Below are 20,358 nucleotides of genomic sequence, written 5' to 3'. Positions count from 1 at the left end.
GGCCCCGGCGGGGGGCGCGGGCGAGCGCGACGAAGGCATCCGGGCGCGGGCGCGCCAGGGCCCCCCCGGGGCCGCGGGGGCGGCCCCCCCCCTCGTCCGCACCCCGCTGATCCTCGACGCCCGCAACTGCCTGGACGGGCGGGCGTGGGGTGCGGGCGGCTGGACGTACCACGCACTCGGCCGTCCGGCACCGGCCACCGGAGGTGTGTCATGAGAGTGGTGGTCACGGGAGGCGGCGGTTTCCTCGGCTCCCATCTGTGCGAGGCCCTGCTGTACCGGGGCGACACCGTGTGGTGCCTGGACAACTTCTGCACGGGCGCCCCGAAGAACGTCACGCATCTGCTGCCCGAGCCGCGCTTCCGGCTCGTGTCCTGCGACGTGACCGAGCCGTTCGACGTGCCGGGCCCCGTGCACGCGGTGGCCCACCTGGCGAGCCCCGCCTCGCCGCCCGACTATCACCGGCTGCCCCTGGAGACACTGTCGGTGGGCAGCCGGGGCACGGAGAACGCGCTGCGGTTCGCGCTGCGCCGCGGCGCCCGGTTCCTGCTGGCGTCGACGAGCGAGGCGTACGGCGACCCGGAGGTGCACCCGCAGCCGGAGGACTACTGGGGCCATGTGAACCCGGTGGGCCCGCGCAGCGTGTACGACGAGGCGAAGCGGTACGCGGAGGCGCTGACGACGGCCTACCGCCGCTCGCTCGGCGCCGACACGGGCATCGTGCGGATCTTCAACACGTACGGTCCGCGGATGCGCCCGCACGACGGCCGCGTCGTCTCCACGTTCCTGCGCCAGGCCCTCGCCGAACGGCCCCTCACCGTTTTCGGGGACGGCTCCCAGACCCGTAGCTTCTGTTACGTGGACGATCTCGTACGCGGTCTGACCGCGATGCTCGACAGCTGTTCCGAGGGCCCGGTGAACCTGGGCAACCCGGGTGAGTTCACGGTGCGGGAGCTGGCCGATCTGGTGCTGAAGGTGACGGGTTCGCCGTCGCCGGTCGAGTACCGGCCGCTGCCCGTGGACGATCCGTGCCGGCGCCGCCCCGTCATCGACCGGGCACGCGCTGAGCTCGGCTGGAGCCCGACGGTCCCGCTGGAGGAAGGACTGCGCCGCACCGTGGCGTGGTCCAGGGCCCGCGCGGCGGACCGGCCGGCGACCGCCGACCCCGGCCGCAAGCCTGTGCAGGTGTGAGCGCGATGCGTGGCGTCGGCGCGGCACTGACTCTGGGACTGGCCGTCCTGGCGTCCGGCTGCGCCGCCACGCCGCACTACGTGCCGCCCACGCACACGTACTACCTGTCCCCGGACGGCGACGACGGCGCGGCCGGCACGTCGCCGGAGACGGCATGGCGCACCCCGGCCCGCGCCGACCGCACGGGACTCGCCCCCGGCGACCGCCTTCTCCTGAAGGGCGGCGCGCACTTCCGGGGCACGCTCACGGTGAGCCCGGACGAGGCCGGGGACCCGCGCCGCCCGGCCGTCATCGGCTCGTACGGGACGGGCCGGGCCACACTCTCCTCCACGGCCGATCCGGCGGTGACGGTGCACAACACGGGCGGAGTGGAGATCCGGGACCTGGTGCTGCGCGGATCGGGCTCGGCCCGCAGGCACGACCCCGGGCTGCAGCTCTACAGCGATCGCGGGAGCGGCGGCCGCCCCTCGGGCATCGATGTCTCCGGCGTGGACGTGTCCGGGTTCCGCATCGGACTCGCGGTCGGCGCCTCGCAGCACGGGGTGGGATTCCGCGACGTGACCGTCGACCGGACCCGGCTGCACGGCAACAAAGACTCCGGATTCCTGTCGTACGGGCCGGACTTCAAGCCGGAGATCGGGACGTACGCGCACGAGGACCTGACGCTCACCGACGTCGCCGCCTACGACAACGCGGGCGACCCGCGGGCCCACGACCGCCACACCGGCGACGGCATCGTCGTCGGGGCGGTGCGCGGCGCGACGCTGCGCCGCGTCGAGGCCCACGACAACGGCACCGAGGCGGCGAGCGACGCGCCCGAGGGCCCGGTCGGCGTGTGGGCCTACGACTCGACGCGGGTGGTCGTCGAGCACAGCGCCGCCTACCGCAACCACACCGGTTCGACCGTCGACGGCGCCGGCTTCGGCCTCGACTCGAACGTGACGGAGTCGGCGCTGCGCCGCAATCTGTCCTTCGGGAACGACGGCCCCGGCTTCTACGCGTATCAGCGCTGGCAGAACGGTGGTTCGGCCCGCAACACGATCAGCGACAACATCAGCGCCGACGACGGGCGCGGGCTTCCGCGGCACGGATCGATCGCCGTGTACGGCAAGGACGTCCAGGACCTGGCGATCGTCCGCAACACCGTGATCGTGTCGCGGTCCCCCGAGGGGCCGGGAGCCGCGCTGCGGCTGCAGGCGGGCGAGCGTGACGTCGTGGTCCGCGACAACCTGTTCGTCACGGGAGACGTGCCGCTCGTGCTCGCCGACGCCGGTCTGAAGCCCGCGAACGTCGTACTGCAGGGCAACGCCTACCGCGCGGCACACGGCACGTGGCAGGTCCGCTGGGGCGAGCACACGTACGACTCCCTGGCCTCCTGGCGCGCAGCCGACGGCCAGGAGAGCGTCGACGGACACCCCACCGGACTCACCGTCGACCCGTGCCTGAAGGGCGGCCCCCTCCCCCGGATCCGGTCCGTCGCGGACGCCGACCTGGCGACACCGACCTGCACCTCGCTCGCCGGAGAAGGCCTCGCGCTGCCGCTGCCCGCGGGCGCCCCGCAGCCCGGCGACGCCGACTACTTCGGGCGCACGCCGAGCGGAGGACCGCAGGTCGGAGCGGTCGTGCCGCGCTGAGATGCAGGCCGCGCGGGCCCGTGCCTACGATCGAATCGGAGCGAGGCCCAGGATCGACTGCGTGAACGCAACCCGGTGTCCCCGACGCGGGGAGGCGTGTATCCAGTGCTGCGAGCTCATCGGCTGATGGCCTTCTACACCGCCTTCGCGGTGGCCGCCACCATCGTGTACCTGACCGTTCCGGCCGCGTACACGCCCGTGTGGGCGGCGATCGGCCTCTCCTCCGCCGGCGCGGTCCTCCTCGGGGTCCGCATGCACCGTCCCGCGCACCGCTGGCCCTGGTACGTGCTGGCGGGGGCGCTCCTCACGTTCACCGCCGGCGACACGTACTACAGCGTCCTCGTCCAGTACCTCGACGCGACCGTGCCCTTCCCGTCCCCCTCGGACGCCTTCTACCTGCTGACGTATCCGTTGCTCGCGCTCGGCCTGTACGGGCTGGCGCGCTACCGGTGGGCGGGGCACGATCTGCCCGCGCTGCTCGACGCGTTGCTGCTCACGGCGGGGCTCGCGCTGCCGGTGTGGGTGTTCCTCGTCCAGCCGCTGACGCGGACCGAGAACATGACCTGGGTGCAGCGCGCGGTGAGTCTCGCGTATCCGCTGGGCGATGTGCTCGTGCTCCTCCTGCTCGCGCGTCTGGTCGCCGCGGGGCCGGGGGCGCGGGGCAACCGGTCGCTGCAACTGCTCCTCGTCGGGACCCTGGCGCTGCTCGGCGTCGACGTCACGTACGGCATCCTGCGGCTGAACGGCGCCTGGGAGGCGGGCACGGCGCTCGACGTGGGCTGGATCGTGTTCCACGCCGCGTGGGCGCTCGCCGCGCTGCACCCGTCGATGGCGGAGCTGACGGCGCTGCGCCCGCGCGAGCCGTCGCTGCTGCCGGCCCGGCCGCGCCTGGTGATGCTGGGGCTCGCGACGCTCAGCGCTCCCGTGGTCCTGCTGCACGAGGCGCTGTCCGGGGGGACGCGGGACGGCGCGGCGATCGCGGCGTTCAGCGGCCTGATGTTCCTGCTCGTGCTGCTGCGGCTCGGCGGCATGGTCGTGGCGCACCGGACGGCGGTGGCGCGTGAGCAGACGCTGCGGACGGCGACGGCGGCACTGGTGGCGGCGCAGCGCCCGCAGGACATCGAGGCGGCCTGCGACCGTGCGGTGAGCACGCTGTTCGGGCCGGACGCCGCGCACGCCTCGGCGCTCGTGCCGGCGGTGCCGGACGCCGGTCCCGACTCCTGGCCCGCGGCGACCCGCGTCGTGTCCGTGGCGGATCTCGGCCCCGCGGCCGCCGCCCGGCTGCGGGGCCTGGACACCGCCCTGGCCTGTCCGATGGTGCCGCCGGACCGGCCGCCCGGCGGTGATCTGCCGGGCCTGCTGGTCGCGGCGGGGCCCCTCAAGCGGCTCACCGAGATCCGGGGGCCGCTGGAGAGCCTCGCCGCGCACGCGGGGCTCGCGATGGAGCGGATCGGCCTGCGCGAGGAGATCAGCCGCAGGGAGAGCGAGGCGTACTTCCGGACGCTGGTCAGCAACGCGTCGGACGTGATCCTCATCGTCGACGACGACAACACGGTCCGGTACGCGAGCCCGTCGGCGCGGGCCGTGTTCGGCGGGACGGAGCCGACCGGCTCCGTGCTGCCCGACCTGGTGGGCCGGCGCGACCGGGAGCGGGCACGGCAGGCGCTGGACGCGCTGCGGGCCGAGGGGGCGCCGGAGACGCACGACCACTGGTGGGTGACCCGGGACAGCGGGCGCACCGAGGTCGAGGTGCGGTGCAGCGACCTGCGCGGCGATCCGACGGTGGCGGGCATCGTCGTGACGCTGCGCGACGTGACGGAGCAGCGTCAGCTGGAGCAGGAGCTGACGCAGCGTGCCTTCCACGACGCGCTGACGGGTCTGCCGAACCGCACGCTGCTGCTGGAGCGGGTGGAGCGCGCGCTGCTGCGCGGCCGTCGCGAACCGGCGCTGACCTGCCTGCTCTTCATCGACCTCGACGACTTCAAGATGGTCAACGACACGCTCGGGCATCCGGCGGGCGATCTGCTCCTGATGGCGGTCGGCGAGCGGCTGTCGGGCACGCTGCGGCGCACGGACACGGCGGCCCGGCTGGGCGGCGACGAGTTCGCGGTGCTGATGGAGGACGCCCGTGAGCCGGTCGACGCGGAGCTGCTCGCCGCCCAGATCCTGCAGACGCTCAGCCGTCCGGTACGGCTCCTGGAGGACTCGGTGAGCGTGTCGGCGAGCGTCGGCGTGGCGACGGCCCTGGACAGTGCGAACGCGGACGAGCTGCTGCAGCACGCCGACCTGGCGCTGTACGCGGCGAAGGCGGCGGGCAAGCGGCAGTGGCGCCGCTTCCGGCCGCCGCTGCACGACCGTGTGGTGCGCCGGCACGAGCTGCAGGAGCGGATGGACGCGATCGTCGGCAACGGCGGGTTCGCGCTGCGCTACCAGCCGGTGGTGGACCTGGCGACGGAGGAGGTGGTCGGATTCGAGGCGCTGTTGCGCTGGCCGGATGATCCGCGCGGCACGGTGCCCACGGAGCAGTTCGTCGCCCTGGCCGAGGAGACCGGGCAGATCGCTTCGCTGGGCGCGTGGGTGCTGCGCAACGCGGCGGCGGGCGCGGCCCGGTTGCAGGCGACGACCTCGGGGCCGGCCCCGTACATCAGCGTGAACGTGTCGGCGCGGCAGTTCCGCGAGGCGGACTTCTTGGACCAGGTGCGGGCGGCGCTCGACACGCCGGGGCTGCGGCCCGGGTCGCTCCAACTGGAGCTGACGGAGACCGTGTTGATGCGGCGGGACAAGCAGATCGACGCGGTGGTCCAGCGGGTGAAGGACCTCGGGGTGCGGATCGCGGTGGACGACTTCGGCACGGGCTTCTCGGGGCTGCGCTATCTGCGGGAGTTCCCCGTCGACGTCCTGAAGATCGACAAGTCCTATGTCGACGACATCACCGTGGACACGCGGCAGTTCGCCCTGGTGGAGGGCATCGTACGGATCGCGCGCACGCTCGGTCTCGACGTCATCGCGGAGGGCATCGAGACGCCGGAGCAGTGGGCGCTGCTGACCTCCATGGACTGCCGGTTCGGGCAGGGCTTCCTCTTCGCGCGGCCGCTGGTGCCGGATCAGGCCGCCGCGCTGCTCGACGGCCCGGCGCCCGGGCGCCGGCCCTGAGCCGCCGGGGCGGGGCCGGACAGCGCCAGGGCGGTGCCGACGAGCGCGAGATGGGCGGCGGCGCTCGGGGCGTTGCCGAGGGGGCTGCCGGTGCCGGGGTCCCAGCGTTCGGCGAACAGGCCCACGTCGTTGCGGGCGGCCAGGATCCGCTCGAACGAGGCCAGCGCCGCGGTCCGGTGTCCGGCGCCGGCGAGGACGCGGACCCGCAGCAGTCCGTCGGTGACGGTGGGGGCGGGGTCGTCGTGCGCGGTGGCGAGGGCGCGGCGCACCCGGGGGTCGGCGGCGGGCAGCAGTCCGGCCTCGGGCATCGACAGGGCGGTCCGGGGCGGCAGCAGGGGTGCCTCGACGAGGCGGCGCCGGATCGTGTCGCGCAGGACGGCGCTGCCCGCGTCGGTGCCGCGGCCGAGCCGGCCCGCGATGCGCAGGCCCCGGTCGAGGGCCACCCACGTCATGAGGTCGGCGGGGCCCGGCGGGGGCGCGGCGGTCCACAGGAGTCCGGCGTGCCGGGTCAGCTCGGCCGCGAGCCGCCCGGAGTCGAGGCCGCCGGTCAGGCCCGCGCACAGGGCGAGGTGCAGGGCGTCGAGGACCTCGCCGTGCGCGGCCGTGCGCAGTGCGCCGGCGGGGTCGGTGCCGAAGCGGACGGGGCGCTCCGGCGGGCGCCCGGGGAACCAGGGCGCGGCGACGCTGCGCAGCCGGCGCTCTCCCGCGGGCCCGTAGACGTCCTGGAGCGCGGCGGGGTCGCCCGCGGTGGTGCGCAGGAGCCAGTCGACGCGGTGGGCGGCCTCGGCGCGCAGGCCGCAGCGGATCAGGGTGGCGAGGTCGGGGCGCAGGCCGTCGAGGCGGCAGACGCGGCCGTCGCCGTCGTGGGCGCCGTCGGGGCCGTGCGGCAGGGAGGTGGTGGGGGCGGCGAGGACGGCGCCGGTGGGGGCGTGGGTGAGCGCCTTCCAGGTGATCAGGGAGCGCAGGACGGCGGGGCGCCAGGGGCCGTCGTAGGCGCAGTGGGCGGCCCAGCGGCGCCAGAAGGCGAGGGTCTCCTTGAGCTGGGTGCGGGCGGGCACGGCGAGCTCGGGCGGGGGTTCGGTCAGGTGCGAGGGGGCCCAGACGAGGGTGACGGCGCAGCGCTGGCCCGGTGCGAGGGCGGCGTCGAAGCCGAGGGTGGCGCCGTCCGGGTCGGGGGTCTCGCGGACGGGGCCGTCGGCGCGGACCCAGACGGCGTCGGGTCCGGCGAGGGCGACGGTGCAGGGGGCCTGGCGCAGCATCCAGGGGACGACGCGTCCTTGGTGGAAGCGGAGCCGCAGCAGTCCGTGCACGGGCACGGTGCCGGTGAGTCCTTCGACGCAGCGGACGAGGCAGGGGCGGGTGGCGCGCGGGGGCATGAAGTCGGTGATCCGCACGGCGCCGTCGGGGGTCCGCCAGACCGTGTCGAGGACGAGGGTGTCGGGCCGGTAGGCGCGCTCCGCGCGGGCGTGCGGGTCGGCGGGAGCCAGCCGCCACACGCCGTGGTCCGGGGTGCCGAGGAGCGCGGCGCAGGCGGCGGGCGAGTCGAAGCGGGGCAGGCAGAGCCAGTCGACGGACCCGTCGCCGCCGACCAGCGCGGCGGTCTCCAGGTCCCCGAGGAGGGCGTGGTCCGCGATCTGGAGGTCCATGATCGGAACTACGCCGTCGTACACGAGCCGCACTTCCAGGATAGGCTCATATGTCCGTATTGCGACCCCCTTGCGGGACGCGATCCACGGCCCGCAAGAAGCACGACCGACGACGGACTGGATCTGCCGATGCGCGCTCGTCACCTCACGGCGGCCACCACGGCCGCCCTCGCCCTGGCCGCTCTCACCGTCCCGGCCGCCACGGCCTCGACGCGCGCCGCGCCCGCCGCGGACCTCCCGCGCTGCGCCGAGAAGGATCTGACGCTGCGGGCCGACCCGTCCGACGACGACGGCGACGTGCTCAAGCTCCGGCTGCGCAACGATTCGGGCAAGCCCTGCCTGGTCGACCGCGTCCCCACGGTCACGTACGGGGATCTCGACGGGGCGGCGCTGCCGCTGCCCGCCGTGCCGCACGCGGGACGCACGCTCGCCGCGCACGCCACCGTGTACGCGGAGGTCCGCTCGGTGTCCGACTCGGACGACGCCGAGCAGGAGGTGCGGACGGTCATGTACGTGACGGTGACCGCCGTGCCGGAGCACGACGGCAGCCGCTTCCAGGCGCTGACGCTCGGGGCGCCGGCCGGGGTGCGGGTCTGGGAGCCGGTGACGACCCTGTGGCAGTCGTCGGCGAAGCAGGCGGCGAAGGTGCTCTACGAACAGACGACGGGCCGGAGTCAGTTCGAAGCCTGACTCCGGCCCGCTCGCCGTCACCCCCCGCCGTGCGGTCAGTGGTCACGCCCCGTGAGCCACACGACCAGGCCGAGGGCGGCGAGCCCCGCGCCGAGGGCCGTGATGCCGGTCCAGCCGGCCGCCGCCCAGACGACCGCGGCGAGAGCCGAGCCGGTCGCGCCGCCGAAGAAGAAGGACGTGGAGAAGGCCGAGTTGACGCGGCTGCGGGCCTCGGGGCGCAGTCCGTAGATGACGGTCTGGCTGCTGTTGAGGACGGCCTGCTGGCCGATGTTCAGGGCGATGACGCCGACGACGAGCCAGATCAGGGAGTGGGCGCCGAAGTACAGGGCCGGCCAGCCGAGCAGCAGCAGGGCGACGGCGGTGCCGGTGACCAGGGAGACCTTGCCGCGGTCGGCGAGCCGCGCCGCGAAGGTCATGGTCAGCACGCCCACGGCCCCGATCAGTCCGAACAGTCCGATCGCGGGCGCCGACCAGTGGTACGGGGCACCGCTGAGCAGGAAGGTGATGGCGGTGAGCTGGACGCTGTACGAGGCGAAGGACAGGCCGCCGAGCAGGGCCCGCCGGCGCAGCACCGGCTCCTCGCGCAGCAGAGCGAGGGTGGAGCGGAGCAGGGCCGGGTAGCGCAGGTCGGTGCTGTCGAACAGGCGCGGCACGTACCGGTGCAGGACGACGGCCATGGCGGCCATGAGCACGGCGAGCACCCAGTACGCGGTGCGCCAGCCGCCGAGGCCGGAGAGGCCGCCGGCCGCGGTGCGGGCCAGCAGGCCGCCCAGCAGCACGCCTGACATCACGGTGGCGACGGCCCGGCCGCGGGTCTCCGCGGTGGCGAGGGCGGCGGCGTGGGCTACGAGGACCTGGGCGCCGACCGAGGTCAGGGCCGTCAGGATCGTGCTCGCGAGGAGCACGGGGCCGCTGGGGGCGAGCGCGGAGACGGTGAGGAAGAGGGCGGTCGCCGAGAAGAGCGTGACCGCGAGGCGCCGCCGGTCGAGCACGTCGCCGAGCGGGATGATCAGCATCAGACCGAGCGCGTACCCCGCCTGCGCGGCGGTGACGACGAGGCCCGTGAGCACGCTGCCGAGGCCCAGGTCGCGGGAGATGAGGTCGAGCAGGGGCTGCGCGACGTAGTTCCCGGCGCAGGACAGGCCGGTGGCGACGGCCATGAGCAGGAGCAGGCTGCGGCGCGGTCCGGCGTGCGTCCTCTGGGGCTCGGTCGTACCGGCGGCACCGGCGGCGCTTGCGGGGCGAAGCTCTGTCTGTGTCATGTCAGGAAGACTGCTCCTCCCCCCACCTATGAGTCCAACACATCCTTGTCATCCGAACGATCGCGGATCACGATGGATCCATGGAGCTACAACAGTTGCGCTATGTCGTCGCCGTCGCCGAGACCGGCGGGTTCACCCGGGCCGCCGAGCGGTGCCTGGTGGTGCAGTCGGCGCTGAGCCATCAGATCGCCAAGCTGGAGAAGGAGTTGGGCACGCGGCTCTTCGAGCGGACCAGCCGCCGGGTGCGGCTGACGGCCGCGGGCGAGGCCTTCCTTCCGGCCGCCCGGCAGGCCCTGGAGGCGGCGGAGCGTGCGCGCGCCGAGGTGGCCGCGGCCACCGGCGAGATCCGGGGCCGGCTCTCGGTCGGCGCGATCTCTACGGTCACGGCGCTGGACGTGCCGGATCTGATGCGCACCTTCCACGACCGCTATCCGCAGGTCAGGCTGAAGCTGATCGACGGCATGAGCGAGTCGCTGGTGGACACGGTGCGCGAGGGCGGCCTGGACCTCGCGATCCTCGGTGTGCCGCCCTCGTTCCGTACGGACCGGCCCGGGCTCGGCAGCCGGACCCTGGCCGTCGACCACCACGTGGCGGTGATAGCGCCCGGGCATCCGCTGGCCCGGACCCGGCGCGGCACCGTGCTGCCGCTGGAGCGCCTGGCGGACGAGGCGTTCGTGGACTTCCCCGCGGGCAGTGCGGCCCGGGCGCAGACCGACGAGGCGTTCCAGGCGGCCGGGCTGCACCGCGAAGTGGCGTTCGAGGCCCGCTTCCTGGGCTTCCTCGCCGACCTGGTGCGCGGCGGGCTCGGCATCTCGCTGCTGCCGTCCCGGCTGGTCCCGCGTCTGCCGGGGCTCACGGCGGTGCCGGTGCGCGGCGGACCGGTGCGCGAGGAGCGGCTGGTGTGGAACGAGGCGCGCCGCTCCCCCGCCGCGGCCGCGTTCCTGGACATGGTGCCCGCGCCGGAGTGACCGCGCGGCCCCGACTTCCGTGCTCACGGGCCGCGTTCCTCCCCGATGAGCTCCTTCACCGGGCCCGATGCCGATAGCGTGGGAAAGGATCGGTCCCGTCGTCGCCCGCACGGAGTGTGCCCTCGCATGAACCGCAGTTCCGGTCCCCGTACCCCGGGAGACCTGCCCGCCGAGGCCACCAGTTTCGTCGGCCGGCGGCGCGAACTGGCGCAGGTGTCCGAGCTGTTGACCCGGGCCCGGCTCGTGACGCTCACCGGCCCCGGCGGCGTGGGCAAGACCCGTACGGCGGTCCGCGCGGCGCACGAGGCGCGGGACGCGTTCTCGTCCGGCGTACAGATGGTCGAACTGTCCGCGCTGCGCGACCCGGAGCTGCTCGCCAACACGGTGGCCGCCGCGCTCGACCTGCCCGAGCAGACGGCGCGGCCCGCGCTCGAGGTGGTCGCCGACCACTTGGAGGACCGCGAGCTGTTGCTGCTGCTCGACACGTGCGAGCACCTGGTCGACGCGTGCGCGGTGCTCTGCGACGAACTGCTGCGCGCCGCGCCCCGGCTGCGCATCGTGGCCACCAGCCGGCAGCCCCTCGACGTGCCGGGCGAGCACGTCCTCGCGATCGGCCCGCTGGGCGTGCCCGAGGTCGCCGCGCCGGGCGACGGGGAGGAGTGCGACGCGGTGCGCCTGTTCGCGGACCGCGCCTCGGCCGCCGTGGCCGGGTTCACGGTCGGCGACGACAACCGCTCCGACGTGCTCGCCCTGTGCCGCCGGCTCGACGGCATCCCGCTGGCCATCGAGCTCGCCGTGTCCCGGCTGCGAGCGGTGTCCCTGGACGAGATGCTCACCCGGCTCGACGACCGGTTCCGGCTGCTGACGGGCGGGCGCCGCACGTCCGTGCCGCGCCACCAGACCCTGCGCACGGCGATCGGCTGGAGCCACGACCTGTCGACCGAGCCGGAGCGGCTGCTGTGGGCCCGGCTGTCCGTGTTCGCGGGCGAACTGAGCCTGGAGGCGGCCGAGTCGGTGTGCGCCGACGACCGGTCGCTGCCGGTGGACGACGTCCTCACCGCGCTCATCGCACTGGTCGAGAAGTCGGTCGTCGTCCGCGTCGAGACCCCCGAGGGCACCCGGTACCGGATGCTCGACACGATCCGCGAGTACGGCCTCGAACGGCTCGCCGCTTCGGGCGACGAGGAACGCACCCGCTGCCGGCACCTCGCGTACTTCCTGGACGTGGCGCGCGCCTTCGACGAGGAGTGGACCGGGGACTCGCAGATCCCGCTGCTGCGCGCCCTGGTCCGCGACCGGGCCAACGTCCGGGTCGCACTGGAGTACTGCGTGACCACGCCCCGGCTGCACGGCCGGGGCCTGGAGATGGCGACGGCCCTGTGGGGCTACTGGCACGCCACGGGCCTGCTCACCGAGGGCCGGTACTGGCTGCGGCGCACCCTGGACGGCTGCCGCGACGAGACCCCGACCCGGGTCAAGGCGCTCTGGCTGACCAGCTGGTACATGGACATCCAGGGCGAGCGCGGCGGCAACGAGGAGCTGCTCGCCGAGGCCGAGCGGATCGCGGCCCGCATCGAGGACCGGACCGGCGCCGCGTGGACGCTCGCCTTCCAGGCGCACCGCCGGTACTTCCTGGGCCGCATGGAAGGCTGCGCCGCGGACTTCGAGGAGGCCCGCACCCGGATGACGGCCCTCGGCGACGACACGGGCCTGCGCATGCTCGGCTTCTACGGCGGCCTCATGCTGATCCTGTCCGGCGAGCACCAGCGGGGCATCGACTGGTGCGACGACTCGCTGGCCCTGGGCGCAGCGCAGCCCGCGGAGCAGTGGGCGCGCAGCTGGGCGCTGTGGGTCAAGAGCGTCGGGCTGTGGCTCAGGGGCGAGCACGAGGCGGCGGTGGAGTGCGCGCGGGACGGGCTGCGCGCGAAAGCCGCGCTGCACGACCTGATGGGGCTCGCGCACTTCTTCGAGGGACTCGCCTGGCACGCGGCGCGGCTGCGGCACTTCGAGCGGGTGGCCCTCCTCCAGGGCGCGGCGGACGCGCTGTGGCGCAGGGCCGCGAAGGAGGCCCGGTTCGGCATTCCCGTCCTGCACGAACTGCACGCGGACGCGGCGGGCCCGGCCCGGGCGGCGCTGGGCGCGGACGGCTATCACGACGCGTTCACCGAGGGCGCCGGTCTGCCGCTCGACACGGTGGTGGACCTGGCGCTGGACGACGAGTCGGCGGCGCCGGACGTGCCGGTGCAGCGCGGGGGCCCGGCGGACGGGCTGACGCCGCGCGAGCGACAGGTCGCGGCGCTGGTGAGCGAGGGCCTGACGAACCGTGAGATCGCGGCGCGGCTCGTGGTGTCGAAGCGGACCGTCGACTCGCACGTCGAGCACATCCTGACCAAGCTCGGCTTCACCTCCCGCTCCCAGATCGCCGCCCTGCACACGGGCGCGGGCTCCGGTGCGAACTCCGATGCGGGCGAGGCAGCGCCGGCACGGACCACCGCACCCCGCACCACCACACCACGCACCCCGTCGGCCGCACCGAAGGCCTGACACTCAAGCGGAACCGCGCGACACCTCCGCCCTCACCGGCCCACGGGCGGTCGTGCCGCACGGCTCAGGAGCAAGGCTGCAACGGCAGCGAAGGACGCCGAGGCGGCCGCGCCGCCCACCAGCCGTTCCGCGCACCCCCGTTCACCTCACGGAAGGCCTGACGTTCAAGCGGAACCGCGCGACGCCTCCGCCGCCCCCGCGGCCGCCGGCACCGGCGATCGCGCCTCACGGCGCAGGAGGAGCGCGGCGACGGCGGCGATGAACGCCGAGGCGGCGGCGACGTACCAGCCGTGGCGGAAGGCGTCGAGCGCGGCCGAGGCGGTGGCGGGCTGTCCGAGGAGGGTCACGGTGACGGCGACACCGAGGACGGAACCGGTCTGCCGGGCCATGGTGGTGACGGCGGATCCGGTGGCGAAGCGGTCCGGCGGGAGCGCCGCGGCGGCCGCGCCGACCAGGGTCGGCAGGGCGAGTCCGACGCCGACTCCGGTGACGAGCATGCCGGGCAGCAGTCCGGTGGCGTAGTGCGGGACCGGGTCGGCGCTCAGCGCCCACCACACGAGCCCCAGCCCGAGCAGCACACAGCCGAGCGCGGCGGTGCGGCCCGCGCCGATCCGGCGCACGAGGGGGCCCGAACCGAGGGCGAGGACGGGCACGACGAGCGGGCCGGGGGCGATCGCGAGGCCGGTGCGGATCGCCGAGTACCCCCACACCTGGCGGCACCACAGGACGGACGTGAGCAGCAGGCCCGCGAACGCCACGGTGAAGAGCAGAGCGGCGCAGGTCGCGACCGAGAACGCGGGGATGCGGAGCAGCGGCAGTTCGACGACCGGCGCGGGATGGCGGGCCGAGCGCCACCAGAACGCGCCGCCGAGCAGCACGGCGGCCGCGAGGGCGCCGAGCGTGCGGCCCGAACTCCAGCCCCAGACATCCGACTTGACGAGACCGAGGGCGAGGACGCCGATCGCGCCCGTCAGCAGGACGGCGCCGGTCAGGTCGGGCAGGGGGCCGCTGCGGTCGGGCCGGTCCGCGGGCAGCAGTCGCGCGCCGAGCAGCAGTCCGGCCACCCCGACGGGGACGTTCACCAGGAAGACCCAGCGCCAGTCGAGTTCGACCAGCAGGCCTCCGGCCACGGGCCCGAGTCCGGCGGCGATGCCGCCGATCGCCGCCCAGCCGCGCACGGCCCGGGTGCGCCGCTCGGCCGGCGTGGCGACGAGCAGCAGCGCGAGGGAGGTCGGCATGAGGGCGGCGGCGCCCGCCGCCTGGAGGGCCCGTGCGGCGCTGAGCCATCCGACGCCCGGGGCGAGGGCGCACAGCGCGGACGCGAGGGTGAACACGGCGAGCCCGAGCAGGAATCCGCGCCGGTGACCGAACCGGTCGGCGAGGCGCCCGGCGGGCACGAGCAGGGCGGCGAACACGATCGCGTACGCGTTGAGGACCCAGGACAGGGAGGCGAGCGAGGCGCCGTCGAAGGAGGCGCCGAGCGCGGGCACGGCGACGTTGACGACGAAGAGGTCCAGGTTCACGACGAAGACGCCGACGGAGACGATCCACGCGGTGGCGCGCGCCGACGGTCCGGCCGGGACAAGTGGGTTTGATATTCCAACGGACATGGCCGTGAAGGTAGCGGTCGCAAGCACGCCCTGACAACCACGGCTTGAAATCGATCACGGGTTTGGCCGGAGCGATCAAGATCATCGAGACTGCGCCCCATGCGATACGGCGTGAATCTCCTCAACTTCGGCTCCGGCACGACCCCCGAGAGCCTCGTCCGGCAGGCCACGGACGCGCGTGACCTCGGCTTCACCTTCGCGATGATCTCGGACCACATCGCGGTGACCCCGGACGTGCACGCGGTCTACCCGGCCCCCTTCTACGACCAGTTCGTCCTCGCGGCCCATCTCGCGGGCCGGGTGCCCGGCCTGACGCTCGGCACGACCATCACCGTGATCCCCTACCGGCATCCGCTGCAGACCGCGCGGCTCGCCGCCAACATCGACCAGCTGAACGAGGGCGGCTTCATCCTCGGCGCGGGCGTCGGCTGGTCGGCCGCCGAGTACGAGGTGCTCGGCGTGCCGTTCGCGGAGCGCGGGGCCATCACCGACGAGTACCTGACCGCGATCCGGGCCGCCTGGACCCAGGACCCGTGCAGCTTCGAGGGCCGCTACGTCTCGTTCGAGGGCGTCCGCACGGCGCCCGCCCCGGCCACCGCCCCGCACGTCCCGGTCTGGGTCGGCGGCGACTCCCCGGCGGCGCTGCGCCGGGCCGGGCGCCTGGGCGAGGCCTGGCATCCGTTCCGGCCCACGCGGGCCGCGCTCGAGCGACAGCTGCCGCGGGTCGCCGAGGAGGCCGAGCGGGCCGGGCGCCCGGTGCCGGAGTTCGCGCCGCGCATCCAGCTGATGGTCGCGGACGTGCCCGACACCGAGGACCGGCCGCTCGGCCACGGCAGCGTCGACCAGATCCGGGCCGACGTCGCGACCCTGGCCGAACTCGGCGCCCGGCACGTCCTGTTCGACACCTATCCGGGCGACCCCGCCCTCTGGCAGGGCCCGGACGAGGACCGCCGGATCCTGGAGCTCCTCAAGGACAAGGTCCTGACGCCCGCCGGACTGTAGACACCGCCGGCCCGAGGGGGAGCGTGCGACACGGCGTAGCCGTCCCTACGCCGTTCGACGCAGCCCGGGCCATACACCTCACCAGGGCGGCATACGCCAGGATCGGCCACTCGTTCGACCAGGACGCACGGAAGACGCATCCCGGAGGACTCGGGCATATGCCAGAAGCACCACCGCATCGTGTATGGCCAAATCCCTTACGGGGTCCCGCACCCTGTGCCAGAGTCTTAACCGGTCCTTCCGTCAGCCTCGGCCTTCTGTGCCTGCATCGGAGTTCGTCATGTCCCCCCATGTCTTCGCGGACCGCCCCGCCGGCCAGCCGCCGGAGCGTGGCACCGTCGACTCGCTGATCTCGCAGACACGCCGTCTGCTCGGTGACGTCGATGCCGTGCGCCGTGACGCCGTGGGCGACGCGGCCGACCCCGAGGCGCGCTGGCAGCGCGCCCTGTACGAGCTGGCCGTGCACCAACTGAGCGATCTCGACCGGCACTTGGCGCAGCTGCGCGAGGGTCCGGCCCTCGCGCGCGCCCACCGGCCCGCCCAGCGGGCCGCGGGCTCCCTGCTCAGCCGGGTCGGCAGCGCGGAATGGGATCTGCTGACCGACGAGGCCAGCTGGTCCGAGGAGCTCTTCCAGATCCTCGGCCGCGACCCGTCCGTGCCCGCCCTCACGCTCGACGAACTGCCCTCCGTGGTGCACGCCGACGACCAGCCGAAGCTGACCTCGATGGTCACCGACTGCCTGATCGACGGGAAGCCGATCGACGGCGAGTTCCGTGTCGTGCGCCCGGACGGTTCCGTGCGCACGGTGCACATGATGGGCGAGCCGGTGCTCGACGCGGACGGCGCGACCGCGTCGATGTGGGCGGTCGTCCGGGACGTCAGCGAGCTGCGCCGCAGCCAGCGCACGGTGCGCGAGACCCGTGACTCGCTCCGCCGCCGCCGGCCCGTCGCACCGCCCGAGCCGCAGGAGGCCGCGCCACCCGCGTGGCGCGGCTCGCTCCAGGTCCCGCGCGCCTCCGCCGGCGCACCCGGCGGACTCGACATCGCCGCGCTGCGCCTCCCCGCCGCGACCGGCGCGCCGTCGGGCGGCGACTGGTACGACGCGCTCGGACTGACGGACGGCGCGACGCTGTTGAGCGTCGGCGATCTGCCCGGGCGCGGCGCCGCCGCCACCGCGGACGTCGCGATGCTGCTCGGCGCCGCCCGCGGCATGGCCCTGTGCGCTACCGACCCCGCCGGACTGCTGTCCGGGCTGAACCACCTCCTCGACACCCCCGCCCAGCCGCGGCTGGGCAGCGCACTGTGCTGCCGGTACGACCCGGTGGCCCGGGTGCTGACCTGGGCCTCGGCCGGTCACCCCGCCCCGCTGCTGTTCCGCGACGGCGCCGGGCGCGCCCTCACGTCACCGGCGGGCTCGCCGCTGGGCGCCCCGGCCGGTACGGCGTACGGGCAGGCCGAGGAGACCCTGCGCGCCGGTGATCTGCTGCTGCTGCACACCGACGGACTGGTGCCACGCCGCGGGGCCACCGCGGCGGCGGGCCGGCTGCTCGCCCTCGCCCCGCGCCTCACCGCCGCCCGGGACCCGCAGGAGTGCCTGCGCATGGTCTCGGACGAGCTCGGCGGGGACGAGCGGGAGAACGACGGCTGCGTCCTCGTCGCCCGGGTCGGTTCCTGACCCTTCGGTTCCTGACCCATCGGTTCCTGACCCTTGGGTCTCAGACCCTTGGGTTCCTGTGACGGCACCTGGGTACGTGACGGCACCTGGTGCCGGATCGCACCGGTGCCCGACTACGCCTGGAGCTTCTTCCCCGGGGTCCGGGGCAGCGCCAGCTGGATCTCCTCGCGCAGGTCCTCGATCTTCGGGTAGTCCGCGTAGTGCCCGGTCAGCCGGTACATCTCACGGAGCCGGTCCCAGGTGCGGTGCGAGGAGTTCGACCCCATCGAGGAAAGCGCCAGACGTGCGTAGCGGTCCGCCTGTTCGGGATCGTCCGCGATGAAGCAGGCCGAGGCCATGGACAGATGGTCGAAGATCTTGGAACGGTCGCGGCCGCCGGCCCGCAGGGCCAGGGCCTCCTGGGCGTGCCGCTGCGCGATGACGGCGGCACCGGGCTCGTGCTCGGCGAGGGTGCGGTACGCCAGGGCCTGCATCCCGTGCAGGTCCGCCTCGTCGAACATCTGCATCCAGCTCGGCGGCGGCACGTCGCCCTTGTCGGAGACGAAGAGATCCTCCGCCTGACCGAGGGTGCGGCGCATCGCCTGTCCCTTGCCCATGGACGCCTGGGCCCAGGCCTCGATGGTGAACAGCATCGCCTTGGTCCGCGGCAGCACCTCGTCGCCGGAGCCGGACTTGGCGAGCTTCATCAGGTCGAGCGCGTCGTCGGGCCGGCCCAGGTGCACCATCTGGCGTGCGGCTCTGGACAGGGCCTCACCGGCGCGCGGCCGGTCCCCGCCCTCGCGCGCGGCGTGCGCGGCGATGACGAAGTACTTCTGGGCCGTGGGCTCCAGGCCGACGTCGTGCGACATCCAGCCCGCGAGGACGGCGAGATTGGCGGCGACGCCCCACAGGCGCCGCTGCAGATGGTCGGGATGACGGTAGGAGAGCATCCCACCGACTTCGTTGAGCTGGCCCACCACCGCCTTGCGCTGGAGGCCGCCGCCCCGGGAGGCGTCCCAGGCCCGGAAGACCTCGACGGAGCGCTCCAGTTCCTCGATCTCCTGCGACCCGATGGGGGCGGCCTCGTAGCGGTCGAACCCAGCGGGGTCGGCGTGCAGGGGATCGGTGGTCCTGGGGGCGTCGGCCGCGAGGGCCGGGTCGGCGTGCAGCCAGTCGTGCATGGCGGTGCTGAGTGCGGAACCCGCGGCGAGCGCGGCACCCGCGCCCACCAAGCCGCGTCGGTTGAGCATGAGGTCCATTCCCGTGAATTCGGTGAGGACCGCAGCTGTCCGTTCGGGCGCCCACGGCACTCCGTCGGGCCCCTGTCGTTCCAGGCTCCCGCCGCCCTGCCGTTTCCCCACGCGCCCGTGCCGGACGAGACCGAGATCCTCGATGGTCACGACACGGCCGAGTCGCTCAGTGAACAGCGCCGCCAGCACCCGGGGCACCGGATCGCGCGGGATCTCTCCCGTGTCGATCCACCGCCTCACCCGCGAGGTGTCCGTCGCCAGCTGCGGGTGGCCCATGGCCGCCGCCTGCCGGTTGACGAGTCTCGCGAGTTCCCCCTTGGACCAGCCGGCCAGGCCGAACAGGTCGTTCAGGCGGGAGTTGGGTTGTCCGCTCACGTAAGCCCCCAGGTTCTCGGCTGCAATCGACAGTAGCCCTCTGTCAGTTGCAGAGCGACTATTCGCCAGGGTTCGCCAGGGTGCGCCAGCTGCCACGCTCGTAGCCCTCGGGTGTCAGGTAGGAATGCGCCACCCCGACCCGGTCACCGCAGGGCATTCCCCAGGGTGTTCCGAAGGGGCCGGGTGGGGCGGCGCGGCAACTCATCGGCACACGAAGGGATCTGTTTCGCCCATGTACGCAGCATCGTCCTCCGTGTCCGCCCCGCCCCGGCCGCTGCGCTCCGCCCGCCCGGCGGTGGCGGGCAGCGGCCCGTACCTCGACCCCGCGCGGCCCGCGGCCCCGACGCTCAACGGCATCGGCCGGCCGCGTCGCGCCCCGGGGGCGGGTACCCAACCGCTCAGCGGGAGACTCGACTTGTCCGGCCCTCAGGGCGACCGGCTGCGTGCGGCGATCGCCTCCGTGCACCGCATCTGCCCGGAGTTCCATCCGGTCCAGGTGCTGCGCCGCAGCCAGCGCTCCGTGCTGCTCGTCGGCACGACCGGACGCAGCACCGCGGTCGCGAAGTGTTTAGTCGACCACTCCCCCGCGTGGGCCGAGCGGGTCCGGCACGAAATAGCCGCATACCGTTCGTTCGTCCGGCACCGGCCCCCGGTGCGGGTGCCGCGGCTCATCGCCGCGGACCCCGACAACGGGACGCTGGTGATCGAGCGGATGCCCGGCCGGCCTGCGGCTCTGCAGCGCCACCCGGTCGAGGCACCGCCGCGGGCGGACGTGCGGGCCGCGCTCGGCGCGATCTGCCGGCTGAACCAGTGGCGGCCCCCGGCCGGCACGTTCGGGGCGCCCCTGGACTACGCGGAGCGGATCAACCGGTTCCATGACCTCGGTCTGCTGACCGACCGGGACATGGGCGACCTGCAGAAGCTCCTGCACGGGATCGCGCACACCTCGGGCCGCGCGGGCATGGGCCAGTTCTGTCACGGCGACGCCCTGCTGTCGAACGTGCTGCTGTCCCCCGCCGGTCCGGTGCTGGTGGACTGGGAGCACGCGGGCTGGTACCTGCCGGGCTACGACCTGGCGACGCTGTGGGCGGTCCTCGGTGACGCCCCGGTGGCGCGCCGGCAGATCAGCCAGCTCGCGCAGTCCGGTGGTCCGGCGGCCCGGGACGCCTTCCTGGTCAACCTGATGCTCGTCCTGACCCGGGAGATCCGTACCTACGAGACGGCCGTGCAGCGCTCGTTGCAGGAGCAGCCCGCGTCGGCGCCCGGCCAGGCCCCGGCCGGTGCCGTGCCGTCCGGTGAGGAGCAGCGGCTGCTGCGGCGCCGGCTGCACGACGACTGCAACATGGCGCGGAAGGCGGTGCGTGCGGCCGTCGGCACGCGCT

General features: G+C 74.3%; 13 protein-coding genes and 1 pseudogene. 10 read left to right on the top strand and 4 right to left on the bottom strand.

Annotated elements, in window-relative coordinates:
• The 4 genes and pseudogenes from ACFW9D_RS27685 to ACFW9D_RS27670 all read left to right on the top strand — a co-directional run.
• Positions 1 to 214: pseudogene (locus tag ACFW9D_RS27685) on the top strand (hypothetical protein); the annotation flags it as partial.
• Complete coding sequence (locus ACFW9D_RS27680) at positions 211 to 1,188, top strand: UDP-glucuronic acid decarboxylase family protein (protein ID WP_384626088.1); 978 nt, start codon at positions 211 to 213, stop codon at positions 1,186 to 1,188. The pseudogene ACFW9D_RS27685 and the gene ACFW9D_RS27680, both read left to right, overlap by 4 nt.
• Positions 1,189 to 1,193: 5 nt before the next feature.
• Positions 1,194 to 2,822, top strand: a complete 1,629-nt coding sequence (locus ACFW9D_RS27675) for a right-handed parallel beta-helix repeat-containing protein (protein ID WP_384626100.1) — start codon at positions 1,194 to 1,196, stop codon at positions 2,820 to 2,822.
• A 126-nt stretch (positions 2,823 to 2,948) separates the two neighbouring features.
• Entirely contained in the window at positions 2,949 to 5,975 is a 3,027-nt protein-coding gene (locus ACFW9D_RS27670) for a putative bifunctional diguanylate cyclase/phosphodiesterase (RefSeq protein ID WP_384626086.1), read from the top strand.
• Here ACFW9D_RS27670 and ACFW9D_RS27665 read toward each other — a convergent pair.
• Positions 5,927 to 7,645, bottom strand: coding sequence for a glycoside hydrolase family 15 protein (locus ACFW9D_RS27665; RefSeq protein ID WP_384626084.1), 1,719 nt, complete (start codon positions 7,643 to 7,645; stop codon positions 5,927 to 5,929). The genes ACFW9D_RS27670 and ACFW9D_RS27665 overlap by 49 nt on opposite strands.
• 105 nt (positions 7,646 to 7,750) lie before the next feature.
• Here ACFW9D_RS27665 and ACFW9D_RS27660 point away from each other — a divergent pair, with 105 nt between their 5' ends.
• Positions 7,751 to 8,311, top strand: coding sequence for a DUF4232 domain-containing protein (locus ACFW9D_RS27660; RefSeq protein ID WP_188340550.1), 561 nt, complete (start codon positions 7,751 to 7,753; stop codon positions 8,309 to 8,311).
• 35 nt (positions 8,312 to 8,346) lie between these two features.
• Here ACFW9D_RS27660 and ACFW9D_RS27655 read toward each other — a convergent pair whose 3' ends face one another.
• The gene (locus tag ACFW9D_RS27655) at positions 8,347 to 9,573 is read right to left on the bottom strand and encodes an MFS transporter (protein WP_384626082.1); all 1,227 of its coding nucleotides are present in this window, start codon (positions 9,571 to 9,573) and stop codon (positions 8,347 to 8,349) included.
• Between the two features lie 80 nt (positions 9,574 to 9,653).
• Between ACFW9D_RS27655 and ACFW9D_RS27650 the strand changes: the two genes are divergently transcribed.
• Both ACFW9D_RS27650 and ACFW9D_RS27645 read left to right on the top strand, forming a co-directional pair.
• Positions 9,654 to 10,541, top strand: coding sequence for a LysR family transcriptional regulator (locus tag ACFW9D_RS27650; protein WP_384626079.1), 888 nt, complete (start codon positions 9,654 to 9,656; stop codon positions 10,539 to 10,541).
• 126 nt (positions 10,542 to 10,667) lie between these two features.
• Complete coding sequence (locus ACFW9D_RS27645; protein ID WP_384626077.1) at positions 10,668 to 13,085, top strand: ATP-binding protein; 2,418 nt, start codon at positions 10,668 to 10,670, stop codon at positions 13,083 to 13,085.
• Positions 13,086 to 13,249: 164 nt separating this feature from the next.
• Here the strand turns inward: ACFW9D_RS27645 and ACFW9D_RS27640 are convergent, their stop codons facing one another.
• Positions 13,250 to 14,695 carry an MFS transporter gene (locus ACFW9D_RS27640; RefSeq protein ID WP_384626075.1) on the bottom strand — a complete coding sequence of 482 codons (1,446 nt, stop codon included), beginning with the start codon at positions 14,693 to 14,695 and terminating at the stop codon, positions 13,250 to 13,252.
• Between the two features lie 99 nt (positions 14,696 to 14,794).
• On the opposite strand from ACFW9D_RS27640, the gene ACFW9D_RS27635 reads away from it, so the two are divergent.
• Together ACFW9D_RS27635 and ACFW9D_RS27630 are read left to right on the top strand one after the other, a co-directional pair.
• The gene (locus ACFW9D_RS27635) at positions 14,795 to 15,697 is read left to right on the top strand and encodes a TIGR03619 family F420-dependent LLM class oxidoreductase (protein ID WP_384626072.1); all 903 of its coding nucleotides are present in this window, start codon (positions 14,795 to 14,797) and stop codon (positions 15,695 to 15,697) included.
• 280 nt (positions 15,698 to 15,977) lie between these two features.
• Positions 15,978 to 17,372, top strand: coding sequence for a PP2C family protein-serine/threonine phosphatase (locus tag ACFW9D_RS27630; protein ID WP_384626069.1), 1,395 nt, complete (start codon positions 15,978 to 15,980; stop codon positions 17,370 to 17,372).
• 113 nt (positions 17,373 to 17,485) lie between these two features.
• Here the strand turns inward: ACFW9D_RS27630 and ACFW9D_RS27625 are convergent, their stop codons facing one another.
• Complete coding sequence (locus ACFW9D_RS27625; protein ID WP_188340543.1) at positions 17,486 to 18,976, bottom strand: hypothetical protein; 1,491 nt, start codon at positions 18,974 to 18,976, stop codon at positions 17,486 to 17,488.
• 232 nt (positions 18,977 to 19,208) lie between these two features.
• Between ACFW9D_RS27625 and ACFW9D_RS27620 the strand changes: the two genes are divergently transcribed.
• Positions 19,209 to 20,358: aminoglycoside phosphotransferase family protein (locus ACFW9D_RS27620; protein ID WP_384626066.1), on the top strand; the 1,150-nt coding region annotated here is incomplete at its 3' end.

Source organism: Streptomyces sp. NPDC059524 (assembly GCF_042749255.1).
Taxonomy (GTDB): Bacteria; Actinomycetota; Actinomycetes; order Streptomycetales; family Streptomycetaceae; genus Streptomyces; species Streptomyces xanthii.
This window is presented reverse-complemented; position numbering and strand designations above follow the sequence as displayed.

What these genes read in the sequence shown, in the direction of transcription:
- ACFW9D_RS27630 (WP_384626069.1), top strand. Translation starts at nt 15,978, where the DNA reads ATGTCCCCCCATGTCTTCGCGGACCGCCCCGCCGGCCAGCCGCCGGAG.
- ACFW9D_RS27675 (WP_384626100.1), top strand. Translation starts at nt 1,194, where the DNA reads ATGCGTGGCGTCGGCGCGGCACTGACTCTGGGACTGGCCGTCCTGGCG.
- ACFW9D_RS27680 (WP_384626088.1), top strand. Translation starts at nt 211, where the DNA reads ATGAGAGTGGTGGTCACGGGAGGCGGCGGTTTCCTCGGCTCCCATCTG.
- ACFW9D_RS27645 (WP_384626077.1), top strand. Translation starts at nt 10,668, where the DNA reads ATGAACCGCAGTTCCGGTCCCCGTACCCCGGGAGACCTGCCCGCCGAG.
- ACFW9D_RS27640 (WP_384626075.1), bottom strand. Translation starts at nt 14,695, where the DNA reads ATGTCCGTTGGAATATCAAACCCACTTGTCCCGGCCGGACCGTCGGCG.
- ACFW9D_RS27660 (WP_188340550.1), top strand. Translation starts at nt 7,751, where the DNA reads ATGCGCGCTCGTCACCTCACGGCGGCCACCACGGCCGCCCTCGCCCTG.
- ACFW9D_RS27655 (WP_384626082.1), bottom strand. Translation starts at nt 9,573, where the DNA reads ATGACACAGACAGAGCTTCGCCCCGCAAGCGCCGCCGGTGCCGCCGGT.
- ACFW9D_RS27635 (WP_384626072.1), top strand. Translation starts at nt 14,795, where the DNA reads ATGCGATACGGCGTGAATCTCCTCAACTTCGGCTCCGGCACGACCCCC.
- ACFW9D_RS27670 (WP_384626086.1), top strand. Translation starts at nt 2,949, where the DNA reads ATGGCCTTCTACACCGCCTTCGCGGTGGCCGCCACCATCGTGTACCTG.
- ACFW9D_RS27650 (WP_384626079.1), top strand. Translation starts at nt 9,654, where the DNA reads ATGGAGCTACAACAGTTGCGCTATGTCGTCGCCGTCGCCGAGACCGGC.